This window comes from Methyloprofundus sp., from assembly GCF_965251085.1.
GTDB lineage: Bacteria > Pseudomonadota > Gammaproteobacteria > Methylococcales > Methylomonadaceae > Methyloprofundus.
In genome coordinates, this window is record NZ_OZ252594.1 from 2,104,169 (window position 1) to 2,121,501 (window position 17,333).

Below are 17,333 nucleotides of genomic sequence, written 5' to 3' on the forward strand. Positions count from 1 at the left end.
AAAAAAACGGCTTAATGAAATCTTTCTGCAGAAAACGCGGCGTTATTCTGTGTTATACCCTTGTCTAGTCTAACCAAAACTTCAGCCCGACCTTTTTCGGCCATATCACCACCATAGCGTCGTACCCTATTGAATTCTACTGATTTTTTTGCGAATTTAGAATCCAATTTGGTAAATGACTTAAACAAAATAGGTAAAAAAGCCAGGGTATGCGAACCACAATCATTAAAGGTCGCGGATAGAGTCGGCTGTTGCCACAATAACAAGGTTCCCCTTTGCATAGCATAACCTAAAAACCGGCCTGTATGGCCCATCACTGCAATGGTTCCTGCAATCATGCGTGAACCACAGTAATCACCCGCGTTACCTTCTATAAGCATAGTACCACGACGCATATGATCACCTGCACGCTGGCCAACATTCCCTTTAACCAGTACCGTACCCCCTTTCATACCTTGTTTATTGCCCGGTAATGCCGCGCCTAAAAAATCTCCCGCATTCCCTCTAATGGTCAATAAGCCATTTTTCATTTCACACGCCGCATATAGACCAACATTACCATTAACGGTTACCGTCCCTGATTTCATGCCTAACCCCAGATAAGCACCCGCCTCACCGACTACGGTAACACTGCCGTCTTGTAACTCTTTGGCAATAAAGTCTAATTTTGAAAAACTTTTTTTTATAACAATATTCTGCGTGTCTGAGCCGGTAATTTCGAATAACTCATCGGTACGAATTTTACGCTTACCATTTTGCAACTCAATCGCCGCAATATCAGTCACACTCTTATCTTTTAATAACTGACAGACCAAAGGGGACATATCCACACGTTGTGCCGTTTCTTGCTTGACCGTAAAAGTTAAAGCACTCATGCCATAATCTCCTGTAAATGAAAATGGAATGGCCCTAGTTTACCGCCATAGTTACCTGCACTAATACGTTTAATGCCATTTTCAGCGCCCAAATCACAAACAGCCTGTATCCCGACCCGCATGACTTTATCTATATCTTGTTTGGTTAAACCATCAATCACAATTTCCATCACCGATTCAATCTCGGGAGAAAGATCGGTTTTAGTCACACCTTTTAAGGTTGGACAAAACGCATCATTCGTTGACGCGCCTAATGCAGGGTATTTGGAACCTATCTTAGAGCCTGAACGTACCACACCACCAGGAAACGGCATAATCACATTCGGCATTTTCTTCATTTCAATAATCGCTGCTTCACAGGCTGTTAAAGCCTGAGGTTGCGATTCTGCCAATACTAAAAAGTTACCTCCCCCTACAGCATCGACTCGCCCCGTGGTTGCTTCAGTTAAAAACTCACCATCCATAACAGGTATGCGCCAGTATCGCTTACCGTCGATTTTTTTTGCTATTTGATAACCATCACCAAAATAACGTAAATTCTTACCTAAGGGAATTTGCAAGCCTTCATCAATCCCGGCAAATAAGGCCGAGGTAGGTGAGGTTAACACACATTGCCCCGCCCTTGTTTCCAATTGCTTAGCTAGACCTTTACCACCCATGGCGAAAATCAAGACAGAGACACCGGGACGGCCATCCGGGGTTTCTGATGGATCAAGCACTTTTTCTATACCCGCCTCACAGCCACAGGCAATCACCGAGGTTGCAAAACCTGTCATCGCTTGCGCAGAAATCATTGCCCACTTTTCATTTTGCGCGGTGATAATTGCGCGGGTTGCTTTCATTGGAAACGCTTCAGCGAAGGTTTCATCAATGCTGACACCATTAATAATCATAATCCAGAACTCACTTTAAGTAATAATGCTGTGATTAAGGCAGTTTGTAAAAAGCCTGCTGCCACAACCCAACGTACTAACTCAGACTTGGTTTCAGCAATCTTAGCTTGTATTTCGGCAATCCGTATTTCCAGCTTTAATTCGGTTTCTTTCAGGTCATGCTTTGTTGCAACTTCGGCATTATGCATTAGCTCTAAACTTGCATTCACAGCCTCTTGCTGCAATTTAGTGACCATTTCTGCCTGCTCTTCAGAAAACCCTACTTTATGCAATCTTCTAACAAAGTCATGCGTGTCAAAAACTAACGCACTCATGTAACACCATTCAATGTATGCGTGGTTAAACTGCCACGGCCATCTTCGGTAATTTCATCATCACTGATTTTAAAATTACCGACTTTCATGGTCATAAAGCGATCAAAATACTTTTGTAAATCTTTCTCGACAGAGACATCCCAATCTGGACGTACAATATGCGTTGTACCCCATTTTGTATGCACTACTTTACCGTCAACCACGACTAACTCGCCATCCTTGAAAACATAATCCGGTTTCTCAAACATTTTCTCGCGATCTGCGTTTTCTGTGTACACAGTAATATCCGCCCAGGCACCTTCAGCCAAGCTACCACGATCTTCTAAGCCGACTAATTTAGCCGCCCCTGCCCGCGTTAGAATAGCAATCTCCTGTAAACTATACTCACGATCAATAGATGCCAAAGTGGTCATTTTTTGCGCTTCAGGATGAATGGTTGCCAGCATATCATTACGAAAGCTCTTATCCATCAACAAGCGAATTAAATGCGGGTACGAAGTAAAGGGTGCGCCATTCGGGTGATCTGTGGTCAAGAATATACGCCAGGGATCATCCACTAATAAGAAGATTTCCAGACCAATCGCCCACTGTAGCGCATTCACAAAGTTCTGGTCGCGGTATTTAAACGGTACCACACCACAACCTGCATCACATTCTATATCCATGCACACCCATTTATTCGGGTTAGCAAAACCATGGTTGGCATGCTGACGCATATTATCACCCGATGCGGTAATTGTCTGGCCAAATAAAATCTGTCCGACATCGGCAGTGATGTTCTTATGTTTATTAATCGCTTCAGCAATCGCCGCCCCACCGGAAGAAAACTTAAAATCCCCTTCGGTGCCATAACTATGGAACTGGATATGCGTTAAATGCATCGGCAAACCGCCGATACCTTGCATAGTATCCAGCGTGGTCTCTACGTTACCCGGTACACCCAAATTACAACCATGTACATGTAAAGGATGTTTTACCCCGATTTCCTTCACCGCGGTCGCTAATACTTGCAGAATTTCTCGTGGCGTGACCTGATAATGATTGTTTTTTTCATCCAGATCTAATTGACGCTGATTAAATTTAAAGGCATTAATCCCACCCGGATTAACCACTTTAACACCTATCGCCTTCGCTGCATTCATGGTCCAGGCAACATAATCATTGATCGCCTTTTGATCTTTCTTTGCGGTCAGCATACGTAGTAGGTAATCATCACTACCCAGCATCACATAGCCGCCTTTATCTAGAATAGGGATATCGCCCATTTCCATATGCGCCTGACGCGCATTAATCGGTAAAATAGCAGGCTCAAACCCTGCGGTATAACCCATTTCTGCGTAACGATACCCCGTAGTAAAAGTACTCGGCATGGCATGACCACAGCCTGAGCGGGTAATATCAGAGCGATGCACAGGATCCTTGCGATGATCTTCAGGAATCAGCATACGTGCAATATTACCTTTACCGCCACCAATATGCGTGTGCATATCGATAGCGCCAGACATCACAACCTTGCCTGTTAAATCATATTCTTTATCAATTTTTACGTCGCTGGCTGGCGGCTTAATAAACTTACCGTCCTGAACATAAAGCGCTTGCACCTTTCCATCAATCCCGCTTGCAGGATCATAAACCGTTCCACCTGTTAATTTTATCAACATGATTATTCTTTCCTACAAAGCTTGTTCAATTGCGTTCAAGACATCTGCCGTACTCGGCAAACCTGAATCACGACATTTTTTAAGGCGAATTGCCACCACATTATCCAGTCTATAAGCGTGACCAGTATGATCAATACCTGGCGTACCCACGGGAATAAAGACATCGGGTTCTTTATCAAAGACCATACCTGATCGCGCCACAACAATCGTCGGCTTGTCTGTTTGTGGTGGTACAGATGCGGCATTAAATGCTTGCACCCAGACTAATACATCTGCCTCACCATTGGCTAACATGGCATTTGAGTCATACAAAAAGGGATCATATTCAGGAAAGCCACTGGAAAAACGTGCTCTTGCAGGGTAAGCCGATGTCCAGCCACAGACCTGATTAGCTGTCTGATCACCTTCTTTGCCGCCTAAAGGGAAACCTGAACAACGAGTATCCATGGTATTAATATCTTTAACCATTTCCGACAACATTTGTACCGTCAACTCAGCCTGGTCAAAATTCAATGCACCTGCCGCCCAGGCGACTACACCATATTTTGCAGCCTTTAATTGCTCTGCAACAATTTTCAAATCACTGAGTGCAATACCACAGATATTTTCAGCAACAACCTTTTTTTCCTTAACTAAAGCTCTTAAAACCGCCATTACTTCGGGTAGGTCCGCATCTGCACAAGGCAGCACTTTTGCTTTAACGCCAGCAGGTGATGTCGAAGCATCACCCGACGGTGCTTTACCAATATAAACAATCTCACGTTGACTAGTATCGGTGAGAAACATGGATTCCTGGTTCCAAAGATAACGCTCAAAAAAGCGCGGGGCAAAGCCTTCCAGATCAACACCAACGACCAAGAAATAATCACATCGGTTTTTAATTTCTGCCAAAGTGGTGTTCATCCAGCCCGTATCTTGCAAGGCCAGAAAATTACGCCGTGCGCCGGTAAAATTCATATTATCGACCACCGCACCACAGTGATCAGCTAAAGCCATAAGTCCACGCATACCATTAACATCTGTTGCACAACCCCCGATGACAGGCTGATTACTAGCACGTAATAGTTCAGCGGCCTTTGCAACAGCGACTTCCATACTCACTTCTTTAGCATCGACTCGCGCTTTGGTGTCCGTGATCGCTTGTTCAAAGGCTGGCGTATTCACTGCACAGCCATTTTCGCTGACTTTTAGCGACAAGCCATCTACTTGAATGGTCAGATCATCGGTACCAATACCGCAAAAAGGACTGGGCACTTCAGTTATTTCAGTCACTCGCTGTTCCTCATTTATCTTGTTTTATATATTTAAAGCGCGGATCATCGGGTGTCCCTTCAAAAATACCTTCCGATGTAGCAGCAGCATCCCACATGACGACTTCTTCAATTTTTTTAGCTAATAAAAAATCTTTATCGGTTATTCCTTTAGCAGAGTGAGTGACTAATTTTACAATCACAAAGGCATAAGACACGGTTAGATCAGGATGATGCCAGGCCTTTTCCGCCAGATGTCCAACCGTAGTCACCACCATCAGGCTTGCTTTCCAGCCACTGGTTTTAATTTTGCGCCGTATCCAGCCGTTTTCATAATACCAGTGAGGTAACTCTTCTTTTAATCGGCTCTCAATCTCTGCTTCAGTGTATGCTTCAGTCATGACTCACCTCTATTAACTGTCAATGGATTACAAATCTTCAATTGCTGGTAAACATGCAGCCCATGCTGCATATCCTCAGTATAAAGTACGTTACAGTGACTGCGTAAAGCACTGGCAACGATTAAACTATCCCAATAGGAAAAATGATAGTCTTCTCTAATGCTTGCTGCTTGCAACACGTCTTCTTTTGTTTGCGACTGGACAATATACGTTGCTACAAAATCACTCAAAAATTGACCTATAAAGACATTATCCTTACCGGCTTTCCGCATTAGATTTACACCAACCTCATTTACAACTTGCGTACTAACAATAATTTCATTTGCCTCCACAACACAGGCTTTTGCTTTTGCTCTTTTATCCTGATCCGTCTGGCCTTGAATCAACGCATATAACCAGATATTACTATCAATAAAGACCTTATCTTGCATAGATATCTTCCCTTGCCAAGGGAGCAAAGTCTTTAGATTTTATTGGATTTTCGATATAAGATTCAATAAAATTCTGTTTATGAATATTTTTTTCTTTATATGAGTCCACCAACTTACTCAAGGCCAGATTAACAACGTCTTTCTTACTCTCTGCCCCTGTCAATGCAAGTGCTTGTGTCACTAAGCTATCATCTAATACAATATTGGTCCGCATAACAAACTCTCACGATGTGTATGACTTATACACATCGTATCACACTATTAAATTTGTGATACTCAGCGTATCTAATTTAACAAAAACTCAGACAAACCAATCACCTTAATCCCTTTTGTCCTGGCATCCGCTCTATCTTGTTCGGTATTATATCCCCAATCAACCAGCTGCATATCAACCGCGCTTAATTGCGTATTCTCTAAAACACCCAATAAGGTGGGCAGTCTATCTTCAATCAATCGAATCGTATGCGCACCATGTTTCTCTAATAATTCCTGTAACACCGCCTGTTTGCCCATTTTTCGATCCAGGCCATAAATATCAACCGGCAATTCCACCTGATTTGACTGTAATATTTGCTCTACAAAGCGCTCCTGTTTGGTCGTCACAATGTACCAGGTCTGGCCGCTTAATTTTTGCAGCCTTTCGGCAACACCCTCAAATAAAGGGTTCATTATGATCCACTCGTCCCGTGCATGTTGAATCCATTGGTCGCGCGTTTCGCCAAACAATTGCTTTAAGAGTGTACTGTCTGCTCCCAGCTGCTTTATAAAAGTTGTTATATTCGCCTTAATATTCTCGACTGACTCGCCTTGCTGCAACAGGCGCATTAATATAATTGCCTCATAGCCTGTTTCCAGGCTGGGGCGCAAAGCGCGAAATTGCTCTATATGGGACTCATCCGGAACCGTATTGGCCATGTCAGGCCAGACATGAGTAGCCGCCTTCCAGCCGGTAATCGCTGTTTCAACAGCACTATCACAGATGACACCATCAAAATCCAGTGCATAAATCGGATGCTTCATAAACAATTACCCTGCAAACACACTACGAATGACAGCAACAATCTCTTTCACCGACTCATCACTCAATTCAGAACAGATAGGTAAAGACATGCACCGTGCAGCAATCGCTTCTGTCGCGGGTAAGCTCACCCCCGCACAATCTTCTTTAAAGACATTTTGCTGATGCAATGGCACAGGGTAAAAAACCGAACCGGCAATTTGCTTAGCCTGTAAAGCCTCTAATATTTCATCCCTACGATCAGAGAGTAAAGTATATTGATGATAAACATGCACACCGATACCGTCTTCATACGGTGTCTCAATAGGCAAGTCAGCCATCAATTCAGAATACAAATGCGCAGCATGACGACGACTCTCATTATAACGATCAATGCGCTTTAGTTTAGCGCGTAAAACGACCGCTTGCATCTCATCCAGGCGGCTATTAAACCCCACTACATCATGATAATAACGCACTTTAGAGCCATGATTACGTAATTGCTTAACCATTTCCGCTGTTGCATCTGAATTGGTACCGACTAAGCCGCCATCACCAAATGCGCCCAGGTTTTTACTTGGGAAAAAACTATATCCCGCTGCATTACCTATACTTCCTGTTTGCTTGCCTGCTATGGATGCACCAAAGGACTGCGCACAATCTTCTATCAACTTCAAATTATGCTTATCGCAAACGGCCTTAATAGCCGCCATATCCACCGGCTGACCAAATAAATGCACCGGCATGACCGCTGTCGTTTTATCGGTAATCGCGGCTTCTATCGTTGCTGCGGTAATATTATAGGTTTTCGGGTCTACATCAACAAACACGGGCTTTGCACCCACATAGCGAATCGCTTCGGCAGTGGCAATAAAGGTAAATGCCGTGGTGATCACCTCATCACCCTCGCCTATGCCTTCCGCTAGCAATGCCAGATGCAAGGCATCAGTACCTGAAGCCACGCCAATCGCATGCTTAACGCCTAAATATTCAGCCGCTTCTTTTTCAAAAGCCTGAACATTAGGGCCAAGAATAAAGGAACAGTTTTCTATGGTTTGCGCCAAACCTTGCTCGACTTCATCTTTTATCTCAGCATACTGAGCTTTCAGGTTTACCATTGGGATCATAATTCACTACCTTTTAAAATATAATTTTTTTGTGTATCTCTGTTAAATCGACAACATAGATATCGTATCTGAGAGTAATGCCGCTTACTTAAACATTTATTAATTCAATATCAATAAGTTAAGACGTAAGGTTGGGTTGGGTTAGATTTTTTTACGAAGTAAAAAAACGTAACCCAACAACACGCTGAATTACATGAAAATGTTGGATTACGTTATCTGCGCTTCGCTTGATAAGCTAACCCAACCTACGATTATAAAATGCTGTTTACTAAAGCATTGTTTCTTAAGTAAGCAGTATTAGTATCTGAGAGGGCTAGCGCCCGCGCATCAAACTACTGCAATAAATCGGTAATTTCAATCGCAGTTGCCAGAGCACGTCGACCCGCTTCACCAGACACATCAGGCGTACTTCCTGACTGAATACACTCAACAAAATGCTTAATTTCCTCTAGCAAGGCATCGCCATTTTCAAACACAGATTTATCCGTTTCGATTTTTGGTACGCCCGGGAACATTTCTCCCTCACCCGCATAATGTTTGGTTAAAACCCGGTTTTGAAAATCAATTGAAATATATGAGTTGGGACGGAACATACGCATTTTACGCTCCATCTTCATGCTGATACGGCTCGCCGTGACATTGGCCACACAGCCACTTTTAAAGGTCAAACGCGCATTGGCAATATCTGTTCCTTTCGTCAATACAGCAGTACCACTGGCTTCGATATGATCTATTTCGGAATCGACGATGGCTAAAATAATATCAATATCATGAATCATCAAATCCAGCACTACACTGACATCATTGGCTCGGGGATTAAACGGCGATAAGCGATGAGATTCGATAAATAAAGGTTTATCCTCCAACTCGCCCAGCCCCATTACTGCTGGGTTAAAGCGCTCTAAATGCCCTACCTGTAAAACCAGATTTTTCTGTTTGGCAATGGCAATCAATTCATCCGCTTCTTCGACAGTCACGGTAATCGGTTTTTCTACTAATACATGTGCACCGGCATTTAAAAAATCCTTGGAAACCTGATGGTGCAAAGTAGTCGGCACAACGATACTGACCGCATCAACTTCGCCTAGTAAAGACTGATAATCTGTTAAAGCTTCTGCCCCATGTTTTTCAGCGACTTCTTTCGCCGCTTGCTCGTTAATATCAACTACAGCAACTAATTCACAATCGGCCAACGATGCGTATTTTTCCGCATGAAATTTACCTAGGTAGCCCGTTCCAATAACAGCACATTTAAGTTTACTCATTTGTTTTCTTTTCTGTTAAAAATTTTTTCCTATTGTATATTATTTACGACTTACATTAAATCAGTATCAGAGGCGCCAATAACCAGAAGCTGACCACCACAACCTGATTCGTAAACCTATTTCAGTCACATAGCCCAAAGTAACAAAGTTTATTTTTCCATCAGGCCCAATAATAAACACCGCAGGCACGGCACTAACGCCAAATTGTTGTGCCAAAGTGCCATCATTATCATTAATCACTGGCCAGTCCAGCTGATGCTTGCGTTGATAACTTAAAACATCCGCGTTATTACCCGAACGCAAAGCGACAGTCACGCCCGGATAATCCTGCAAAACATCACTGATGGTGCCCTGAATAGTGGCACAGATACCACACCAGCTTCCCCAGAAATAAATGATTGCCGGTTTATCAGTAATCAGACTGGCACTATCCATGCCGCTAATGGTTTTAACCGTTAAGTCAGGCATATCCCCTGAACGCATATCACGCTGCATAAAAGCTTGTAACAAGCTGATAAAAATCACGATAAAAAGCAGATCTCTTAAAAGTTTCATTGATTAATTATCATTGTATTTACCATGAAGGACACGAAGGTTTGCATGTCTTTGCTTCATTATCTTTATGCCCTTCATGGTGAAAAACCAAGGGTTGTGCATTAAATTAAACCCGCATCTATTACCTGGAAGCGGTGCCCTGCATTGAACAGACAAAACTAAAGCCCGCCTCCCTGCCCAACTCATTGTATTTACCATGAAGAGCATGAAGGACACGAAGGTCTGATGTCTTTGCTTCATTATCTTCATGTCCTTCATGGTGAAAAACCAAAGATTGTGCATTAAATTAAATCCGCATCTATTATCTAGAAGCGGAGCCCTGCATTGAACAGTCGAGGCTAAAGCCCGCTTCCCTGCCCAACTCATTGTATTTACCATGAGAGCATGAAGGACACGAAGGTCTGATGTCTTTGCTTCATTATCTTCATGTCCTTCATGGTGAAAAACAAAGGGATTGTGCATTAAAAACAATCCGCATCCATTACCTGGAAGCCGGGGCTTGCATTGAACAGACAAAACTAAAGCCCGCTTCACCTGCCCAATTCATTGTATTTACCATGAAGAGCATGAAGGTCTGATGTCTTTGCTTCATTATCTTTATGCCCTTCATGGTGAAAAACCAAGGGTTGTGCATTAAATTAAACCCGCATCTATTACCTGGAAGCCGGGGCTTGCATTGAACAGACAAAACTAAAGCCCGCCTCCCTGCCCAACTCATTGTATTTACCATGAAGAGCATGAAGGACACGAAGGTCTGATGTCTTTGCTTCATTAACTTCATGTCCTTCATGGTGAAAAACCAAAGATTGTGCATTAAAATAAATCCGCATCTATTACCTGGAAGCCGGGGCTTGCATTGAACAGACAAAACTAAAGCCCGCTTCCCTGCCCAACTCATTGTATTTACCATGAAGAGCATGAAGGACACGAAGGTCTGATGTCTTTGCTTCATTATCTTCATGTCCTTCATGGTAAAAAACCAAAGATTGTGCATTAAAATCCGCATCTATTACCTGGAAACAAAGCCCTGCATTGAACAAACGGGGTTAAAAACTCCCATACCTGTACCCCTTTATAAGCCCAGCATCAAACTCGCGCCATGTTGCTTAAGCCACTTTCGCTGTCGCTGATAGTCAGGACAATGCCGGGCAACCAACGCCCAAAAGGCAGCAGAATGATTGCGTTGCTCTATATGGCATAACTCATGAATGACCACATATTCAAAAACTGACGCAGGTGCCAGAATCAACAACCAGTTCAAATTAATATCATCATGTATGCCACAACTACCCCAGCGACTTTTCTGAGTTTTGATGGTAATAGATCGTGGAATCAGTTTGTATAGAGGGGCGTATTTATATGTATATTTTTCCGCCTGTTTTGCTGCTACCTGCCCCATCCAGCTAATAAGCTCTCGCCGAATCTGCTCACTTAATTCTGAAACGCTCAGCGTCTTATTTAAATCTTCTGGCACATAAGCGACAAATACCTGTGTAAAATCTATTCTAATGCGCCGTTCCTGACTGGCTTTAATCTGCAACGAATATTGCTCGCCCTGATAGGGAATCATTGCCCCTTGTTGGTAGATTTCAGGCGCAAAGCTGCTGATCTTAGCAACATGATGCTGCACTTTATTTTGCGCTGATTCAATCCACGCCTGTTTAGCCCGCATAAATTGCTGAATTTGCTTTTCAGGCATACGTAACGGCGCAACCACCTCTATCTTTTCAGCAGTCACCACGATTCTGGCTCGTTTGGCACGCTGACTGCGGCGGATTTGATACGTTTGTTTACTATTCATATTTCCTGGAATTTATACTAAGGAACATATACGACATACATTTACATTTTGATATGGGGCGCAGGTTTTTAGAGGCTATGAAAGTATTATGCGTAGGTTGGGGTGAAGCATGAACCCCAACAACTGATGCTAGGCAAGTCATTGATTGTTGGGGTTCGCAAGCTCACCCCACCCTACGGAATCTATCTTTTTAGGTATATTATTGAATACTTTCACAGCCTCTTTAGCCTGCATTTTAAAAGGCGGACTAAAGATCCGCGTCTCACCATGCTCAAGTGTGTCATGCTCATTCCTAACCATTAAGCGAGCCAATTTTTCAAAAATTCCTTTGCCATTAAAGCAACCATGCCTAAAGACTATGAACCTATTATCTGAATCATTTTTTAACAGAGATGCTTGCACGGTAGCCAGGGAGCTACTGGGTAAAGTGATACGGCGTAAATATAAACAGCAATGGCTGGCAGCAAGAATTATCGAAACCGAGGCATATTACCTGGAAGATAAAGGCAGTCACGCGTCACTCGGCTTTACCGAGAAACGCAAGGCTCTGTTTATGCAAGCCGGCACTATTTATATGTATTACGCACATGGGCGCGATTCGCTCAATATCAGCTGTCGGGGTAAAGGTAACGCCGTATTGATTAAATCGGCCTTTCCCTACCAGGATGCGCTATCAGAAGCTCTTTCCATAGAGTCTATGCAGCAACTTAACCCACACCCCTCAGGAAAAACTCGATCACTTGAGAAACTATGCAATGGACAATCCTTATTATGCCGCTCACTAAACCTGAAGGTCACTGAATGGGATCAAAAAACATTTGATTCTCAGCAGTTTTATATTGATGATGTGCACAATGTTCCTGAAAAAACAATCCAGACGACACGACTAGGAATACCCAAAGGCCGCGATGAATCACTTCCCTATCGATTTATAGATTATGACTTTGTTAAATACTGCACTAAAAATCCATTAACCACACGCACGTATCAAAAGTTACTCATTGCTCCAGCCACGCAAAAAATGGTCTACCAGTAAGTACTTACGCAAAATTAATTTAACGAAAAAAGGTGTCATAATAAACAATTATTTTGCTGACTCTAAATGTTTGTGCTCTATATAAAACACCTACTCCCAGAAGAAATTACTGCTTTAAATGTGATGCATAAAAACCATCCACTTCATTTAAGTAGAAGTCGAGCTCATGCTATTTTATTAAGTTTCAAAGAGCATTCTGTTCCCATGATTTGTTCTATTTATAACGTATGCCGCCAAACTGTTTCCACTTGGTTTTCTAACTGGGAAAAGAATGGAATCGATGGATTGGTTGACTGTCAGGGAAGAGGACGGCGAGGTATTTTAACTGAAAAACAACAAATAAGCTTAGTCCAGAGAGTTGAAAAATCTCCTAGATCATTAAAATCAGTACTAGCAAAATTTGAAGAAGATCTAGGCATTTCAGTTAGCATTGATACTATAAAACGTATTTGTAAACAAGCTGATCTTGTTTGGAAACGAGTTAGAAAATCCTTAAGGATAAAGCGTAATCAAGATAAATTTGATTTGGCAACCGATGAAATAAAAGAATTAATACAACAACATAAAGAGAATGAACTTGATTTGTGCTACTTTGATGAGTCGGGGTTTACACTAGAACCCTGTGTTCCTTATGCTTGGCAACAGTCAGGTGAGACGATTGAAATACCAAGCTCAAACAGCAAGCGTCTTAATGTATTAGGTTTTGTTAACAGAGATTGCAGGTTTGATTCTTTTGTTTTTGAAGGGAGTGTAAACACTTCGGTTGGTAATTATTCAGACCCCTTAACAATTGGTAGCTTAGGAACCGCAACACCTACCCGCTGATTGTGAATAACGGCCGCTAAATATATCCATGGGGATTGCTGCCTTTTTCTACAGGTTTCGATGACACTAATCAAAATAGCAAACACACATGAACCTTCTTCAGTTCGTGTTCCATAGCTGATTCGCCTTAATATAACCCAGTGCCGTAAGGCACGTTCTGCTTCGTTATTGGTTAAGGGTAAATGAGGGAATTCGAGTACCCGAAAGATAGCCTCCCAATCATTGAGCATTTCTGTTGCTAGCGCATGGGTCTTTGTGTGTGTTGATGCTTTCATTTGTTCACACAGTTGCCGATAGGCTATCAATTGCGTTTGGTAAATTTCCGTCAGTGGCGAGTTTGGAGGGTGGTGCCGTGCTTCACGAATTGCTGTCATAAGCATGTTCATTAATTTGAGTGTTTGTTCTCCAAATAGCTGAGAGTCTTTATTTAAGCCCTCTTTTAAGCCTTTTGCCTTACGAATCAGGTGAGCCCAGCAACGAGCTCGATTAAGGTATTTTCGATAAACCTGGTAACCATCACTCATTAGCCAGCCGCAATATGCTTGACCCAGGATGTTTTCAATCAGTTCTGATGACCGAGTTGAAATCCAGTAGGCTGTGACGGTATCTGTACTAAAAACCCATAGCCATAAAAAAGTGGTGAGTTCCATCCAGGAAGTTTCATCAACATGAAGTAGATTACTTTCTACGACTTCCTTTACTAATTCAGCTTCTATAGGCATTGCTGCTGCGCCGCTTTCATGTAATGTATTGTTAATCGTGCCAACACTAATCTGTAACCCTAGCCAATCACATAAAAACTCTTGGACACGTTCTCGTGAAAGCCGCATGCGATAAGTAAGGCATATAATTAATGCTGCAAGCCCCGGACCTACCAATCTCCATTGGCTACAGTTTATATCCTGCAAGGTGCCATCGGAATTGGAACGATGCGGTTCTTTTATTGTAATATGTCCACAGTGACAGGTGACTTCATAATAGCTATGCTTGGTATTCGTTAGCCTCAGGCCTGGATTTTTCTCATCAGACCATACGATATCAATGGTTTCAAAAGCCGTGTATGCTTTTTTGAAATGGTCATTTAATGGTTGATGGCAGCATTCACATATTTCAGGAAAATGTTCCTGATAGTCTGTGATCACTATTTTTTGTTGTCGCCCAAAACCCTTGGCTCCAAGTTGCTTCCCTGGTTTTCGTTGTTCTTCTGTTTCATTTTTCGGGGACTGTCTGGATGTTTTATTGGGCTTTTCAGTAGGAGATGACTCTTTTTTATCTGAAGTCGCTTCTTGTTCCTCTTCGGAATCATTACTGGAATCTTTTTGAGTGTCCCTTTCCCATGGTGCTTCACTGCTTGGAGGCCGAGAACTATTATGGGAATTCTGGCTTAACCGTTCACGAGCTTCCTTTAAATCTGTAAGCAATCTTATTGAAAGACGACGTAACTCTTCTTCTGATAAATTTAGAAGCTCTTCTTCGTCAAGTTGGCTTAGATCCTGATTACTTAATTGCATGGCCTACATAATACTTCTTGGTATCATAAAGTTACAAGCCTTTTTTAAATTAGTTGTCAAGTTTGTCGGTAGGGGTCTGAATATTTACTTCGGTTGTTGTGGCTTGTATTGATGAATTTGCTAAACAGATTAAAAAACCAACAACTCTTATTATTGATAATGCATCGACTCATACGAGTAATGAATTTAATGAAAACCTTGAAAGGTGGAAAGAAAAAAACCTATCCATTTACCGTATACCGCCATACTCACCCGAGTTAAATATTATCGAGATTATATGGCGTAAAATAAAATACGAATGGCTTCCTTTTTCAGCTTATGAATCCTATGCCTCTCTTCAGGAAGAATTATTTAAGGTGCTGTCTAATATTGGAAAGAATTACAAAGTAGAGTTTGCATAAAAGGTTAAATTAATTTTGCATGGGTACTTACAACAATTTCCGACTTTGCCATTTTAATGTATTCCAGCGATTGCTTTTGCATTAATAATTGCATTGCTATTCCCTGCACACTTTTCATCAAAACCTGCGCTGCTAATTGTATTTCGTTATCCGAATGCGTGTGATCAAGCTGTCTAATCGGTGCATGCATTAAGCCAAAAACGCGCTGACTTTCTTGCAAATACCAATCGGGCACAGGCTCGCCCAAAGCTAACTGATGTTCAAATAACATGCGCCACAGGCCTTCGTTGTCGACGGAAAAATCAAGATAAGCAAGTGCAATATTTTTCATTGTTGCAGGCGTCGCAGGTTGTGTTAATTGCGTTTGCAAATATTGATACAATTTCTGCCAGGTACGCGCTTTAATATGCATATTTAAATCATTCATATTAGCAAAAACCATATAAATACTACCGACGGTATAACCAATATCTGCAGCAATTTTACGTACTTTTAATGCCGAGTAGCCATTTTCCCGAACTATATCTTCCGCGGCCTCCAGTACCATCTGCTTTATTTCTGCCTGACTATGTTCACTACGTCTTGCCATATTATTACCGCATTCGCTGATGAATGTTTTAGAATACCTTAATACTGAAAAAGGCTAAAGCCTTTCTCCTTTAAATCAATTGTACAGTAGATCTTTACCCTAGATTTAATAGGTTTGTTGTTGCCCGGAGACTTATGAACCAAGAACTAATTGCCGTTGTGGATGAAAATGACCAATTTATCGAAAACATCCCGCGTAATAAAGTCCACCAACTCGGCTTACGCCACAGAGCTGTGCATATTTTAGTCTTTAATGATAAGAATCAGCTGTTTTTACAAAAACGCTCACTGAACAAAGATATTAATGCCGGGCTATGGGATACATCTGCAGCTGGCCATGTCGATGCTGGGGAAACTTACGCTGCCTGTGCTCATAGGGAAACTATTGAAGAACTCGGCGTATGTGTCGATGCAACGCTTAAATTTTTATTCAAACTGCCCGCAATACCCGAAACAGGTATGGAATTTGTACAGGTTTATAGCAGTTCACATAACGGCCCGTTTACCTTGGAAGCCGAAGAGATCGATGGCGGCGAATGGTTTGATATAAAAGATATTTCTCAACGTGTTGCCGATAAAGACCGTACTTTAACCGACACTTTTAAAACCTTATGGTTACAATTCGAGGAATAATACTATGCATAGGGATAAATTAAACCATTATTTTAACGACTTGCTCAACCCTACAAGTTTTAAAGATTATTGCCCCAATGGCTTACAGGTAGAAGGCAATCAAAGTATCAATAAAATTGCCTTTGCTGTCTCTGCCACCCGGGACTCCATTACTCAAGCAGCCGAGTTAGGCGCCGATACTTTAGTTGTGCACCACGGACTCTTCTGGAATTTCCACGGTGCTCGCACCTTAACGGGCTCTTTTGCTAAACGCATTTTTCCATTAGTACGAAAAAATATCAACTTATTTGCCTATCACTTACCTCTGGACGCTCACCCCGAAGTTGGCAACGCTGCAGTACTAGGCCAACTGCTAGGTTGTCAGCAGCAAAGCCCCTTTGGTGATTACAAAGGAAATCCAACGGGCATCGAAGGTCTACTTGATCAACCACTACCCGCCAAAGAATTCGCCTTAAAATTACAATCCGTACTGAATCATGATGTGATTATTGCCAGTCCGGATGAGAATCAAATAATAGAATCAGTCGGTATTATTACGGGCGGTGCAAACAGTGATTGGGTATTAGCGAAAAAAGCAGGATTAGACGCCTATATTACTGGAGAAATATCCGAACATGACTGGCATGAGAGCCAGGAAAGCGACATCCATATGTTTGCCGGCGGGCATTATGCCACTGAGATTTTTGGCATACTTGCCCTGATGCAAAAAATTCAAATACATTGCCGTTTAGAGTGTGTCTTTATTGATAGTGACAACCCGGCATAAAAG

Annotated in this window: 21 protein-coding genes; 5 read left to right on the forward strand and 16 right to left on the reverse strand. The window is 42.2% G+C overall.

Going from position 1 to position 17,333, the window contains the following annotated elements; all coding sequences use genetic code 11:
• Window positions 1-11: 11 nt before the first annotated feature.
• The 14 genes from ACQY3F_RS09690 to ACQY3F_RS09755 all read right to left on the reverse strand — a co-directional run bounded on the left by ACQY3F_RS09690 (window position 12) and on the right by ACQY3F_RS09755 (window position 11,570).
• Window positions 12-875 (reverse strand): formylmethanofuran dehydrogenase subunit C, encoded by an 864-nt coding sequence (locus ACQY3F_RS09690; protein WP_428354643.1) that lies wholly within the window; start codon window positions 873-875, stop codon window positions 12-14.
• The gene (fhcD, locus tag ACQY3F_RS09695) at window positions 872-1,768 is read right to left on the reverse strand and encodes a formylmethanofuran--tetrahydromethanopterin N-formyltransferase (RefSeq protein WP_428354644.1); all 897 of its coding nucleotides are present in this window, start codon (window positions 1,766-1,768) and stop codon (window positions 872-874) included. Before fhcD ends, ACQY3F_RS09690 begins: the two co-directional genes overlap by 4 nt.
• The gene (locus ACQY3F_RS09700) at window positions 1,765-2,082 is read right to left on the reverse strand and encodes a coiled-coil domain-containing protein (protein WP_428354645.1); all 318 of its coding nucleotides are present in this window, start codon (window positions 2,080-2,082) and stop codon (window positions 1,765-1,767) included. The genes fhcD and ACQY3F_RS09700 overlap by 4 nt, the downstream gene beginning before the upstream one ends.
• Window positions 2,079-3,743 carry a formylmethanofuran dehydrogenase subunit A gene (locus ACQY3F_RS09705; RefSeq protein WP_428354646.1) on the reverse strand — a complete coding sequence of 555 codons (1,665 nt, stop codon included), beginning with the start codon at window positions 3,741-3,743 and terminating at the stop codon, window positions 2,079-2,081. Before ACQY3F_RS09705 ends, ACQY3F_RS09700 begins: the two co-directional genes overlap by 4 nt.
• A 12-nt stretch (window positions 3,744-3,755) precedes the next feature.
• The gene (locus ACQY3F_RS09710; protein WP_428354647.1) at window positions 3,756-5,015 is read right to left on the reverse strand and encodes a formylmethanofuran dehydrogenase subunit B; all 1,260 of its coding nucleotides are present in this window, start codon (window positions 5,013-5,015) and stop codon (window positions 3,756-3,758) included.
• Window positions 5,016-5,025: 10 nt separating this feature from the next.
• Window positions 5,026-5,394 (reverse strand): 4a-hydroxytetrahydrobiopterin dehydratase, encoded by a 369-nt coding sequence (locus tag ACQY3F_RS09715; RefSeq protein ID WP_428354648.1) that lies wholly within the window; start codon window positions 5,392-5,394, stop codon window positions 5,026-5,028.
• Window positions 5,391-5,825: a PIN domain-containing protein gene (locus ACQY3F_RS09720; RefSeq protein WP_428354649.1), complete on the reverse strand. Its 435-nt coding sequence runs from the start codon at window positions 5,823-5,825 to the stop codon at window positions 5,391-5,393. Before ACQY3F_RS09720 ends, ACQY3F_RS09715 begins: the two co-directional genes overlap by 4 nt.
• Window positions 5,815-6,039, reverse strand: a complete 225-nt coding sequence (locus tag ACQY3F_RS09725) for a type II toxin-antitoxin system VapB family antitoxin (protein ID WP_428354650.1) — start codon at window positions 6,037-6,039, stop codon at window positions 5,815-5,817. The genes ACQY3F_RS09720 and ACQY3F_RS09725 overlap by 11 nt, the downstream gene beginning before the upstream one ends.
• Before the next feature lie 71 nt (window positions 6,040-6,110).
• Window positions 6,111-6,845, reverse strand: coding sequence for an HAD family hydrolase (locus tag ACQY3F_RS09730; protein ID WP_428354651.1), 735 nt, complete (start codon window positions 6,843-6,845; stop codon window positions 6,111-6,113).
• A 6-nt stretch (window positions 6,846-6,851) separates the two neighbouring features.
• Window positions 6,852-7,949 carry a DegT/DnrJ/EryC1/StrS family aminotransferase gene (locus ACQY3F_RS09735; protein ID WP_428354652.1) on the reverse strand — a complete coding sequence of 366 codons (1,098 nt, stop codon included), beginning with the start codon at window positions 7,947-7,949 and terminating at the stop codon, window positions 6,852-6,854.
• Between the two features lie 332 nt (window positions 7,950-8,281).
• Window positions 8,282-9,214, reverse strand: coding sequence for a Gfo/Idh/MocA family oxidoreductase (locus ACQY3F_RS09740; RefSeq protein ID WP_428354653.1), 933 nt, complete (start codon window positions 9,212-9,214; stop codon window positions 8,282-8,284).
• 66 nt (window positions 9,215-9,280) lie between these two features.
• Window positions 9,281-9,769: a protein disulfide oxidoreductase gene (locus ACQY3F_RS09745; protein WP_428354654.1), complete on the reverse strand. Its 489-nt coding sequence runs from the start codon at window positions 9,767-9,769 to the stop codon at window positions 9,281-9,283.
• A 481-nt stretch (window positions 9,770-10,250) separates the two neighbouring features.
• Entirely contained in the window at window positions 10,251-10,721 is a 471-nt protein-coding gene (locus ACQY3F_RS09750) for a hypothetical protein (RefSeq protein ID WP_428354655.1), read from the reverse strand.
• Window positions 10,722-10,841: 120 nt separating this feature from the next.
• Window positions 10,842-11,570, reverse strand: coding sequence for a M48 family metallopeptidase (locus tag ACQY3F_RS09755; RefSeq protein WP_428354657.1), 729 nt, complete (start codon window positions 11,568-11,570; stop codon window positions 10,842-10,844).
• Window positions 11,571-11,928: 358 nt separating this feature from the next.
• On the opposite strand from ACQY3F_RS09755, the gene ACQY3F_RS09760 reads away from it, so the two are divergent.
• Together ACQY3F_RS09760 and ACQY3F_RS09765 are read left to right on the forward strand one after the other, a co-directional pair.
• Complete coding sequence (locus ACQY3F_RS09760) at window positions 11,929-12,606, forward strand: DNA-3-methyladenine glycosylase (protein ID WP_428354658.1); 678 nt, start codon at window positions 11,929-11,931, stop codon at window positions 12,604-12,606.
• A 66-nt stretch (window positions 12,607-12,672) separates the two neighbouring features.
• A complete protein-coding gene (locus ACQY3F_RS09765) occupies window positions 12,673-13,431 on the forward strand; it encodes an IS630 family transposase (protein ID WP_428354659.1) in 759 nt (252 codons plus the stop codon).
• On the opposite strand, the gene tnpC is transcribed toward ACQY3F_RS09765, so the two are convergent.
• On the reverse strand, window positions 13,377-14,942 hold the full coding sequence (gene tnpC, locus ACQY3F_RS09770; RefSeq protein WP_428353782.1) for an IS66 family transposase: 1,566 nt from the start codon (window positions 14,940-14,942) through the stop codon (window positions 13,377-13,379). The two genes, ACQY3F_RS09765 and tnpC, sit on opposite strands and share 55 nt — an antisense overlap.
• A gap of 98 nt (window positions 14,943-15,040) precedes the next feature.
• On the opposite strand from tnpC, the gene ACQY3F_RS09775 reads away from it, so the two are divergent.
• The gene (locus ACQY3F_RS09775; protein ID WP_428354660.1) at window positions 15,041-15,343 is read left to right on the forward strand and encodes a transposase; all 303 of its coding nucleotides are present in this window, start codon (window positions 15,041-15,043) and stop codon (window positions 15,341-15,343) included.
• A 4-nt stretch (window positions 15,344-15,347) separates the two neighbouring features.
• Here the strand turns inward: ACQY3F_RS09775 and ACQY3F_RS09780 are convergent, their stop codons facing one another.
• Complete coding sequence (locus ACQY3F_RS09780) at window positions 15,348-15,932, reverse strand: TetR/AcrR family transcriptional regulator (protein WP_428354661.1); 585 nt, start codon at window positions 15,930-15,932, stop codon at window positions 15,348-15,350.
• Window positions 15,933-16,066: 134 nt separating this feature from the next.
• On the opposite strand from ACQY3F_RS09780, the gene ACQY3F_RS09785 reads away from it, so the two are divergent.
• Window positions 16,067-16,564: an NUDIX hydrolase gene (locus ACQY3F_RS09785; protein ID WP_428354662.1), complete on the forward strand. Its 498-nt coding sequence runs from the start codon at window positions 16,067-16,069 to the stop codon at window positions 16,562-16,564.
• Between the two features lie 4 nt (window positions 16,565-16,568).
• Window positions 16,569-17,330 (forward strand): Nif3-like dinuclear metal center hexameric protein, encoded by a 762-nt coding sequence (locus ACQY3F_RS09790; RefSeq protein WP_428354663.1) that lies wholly within the window; start codon window positions 16,569-16,571, stop codon window positions 17,328-17,330.
• Window positions 17,331-17,333 lie beyond the last annotated feature (3 nt).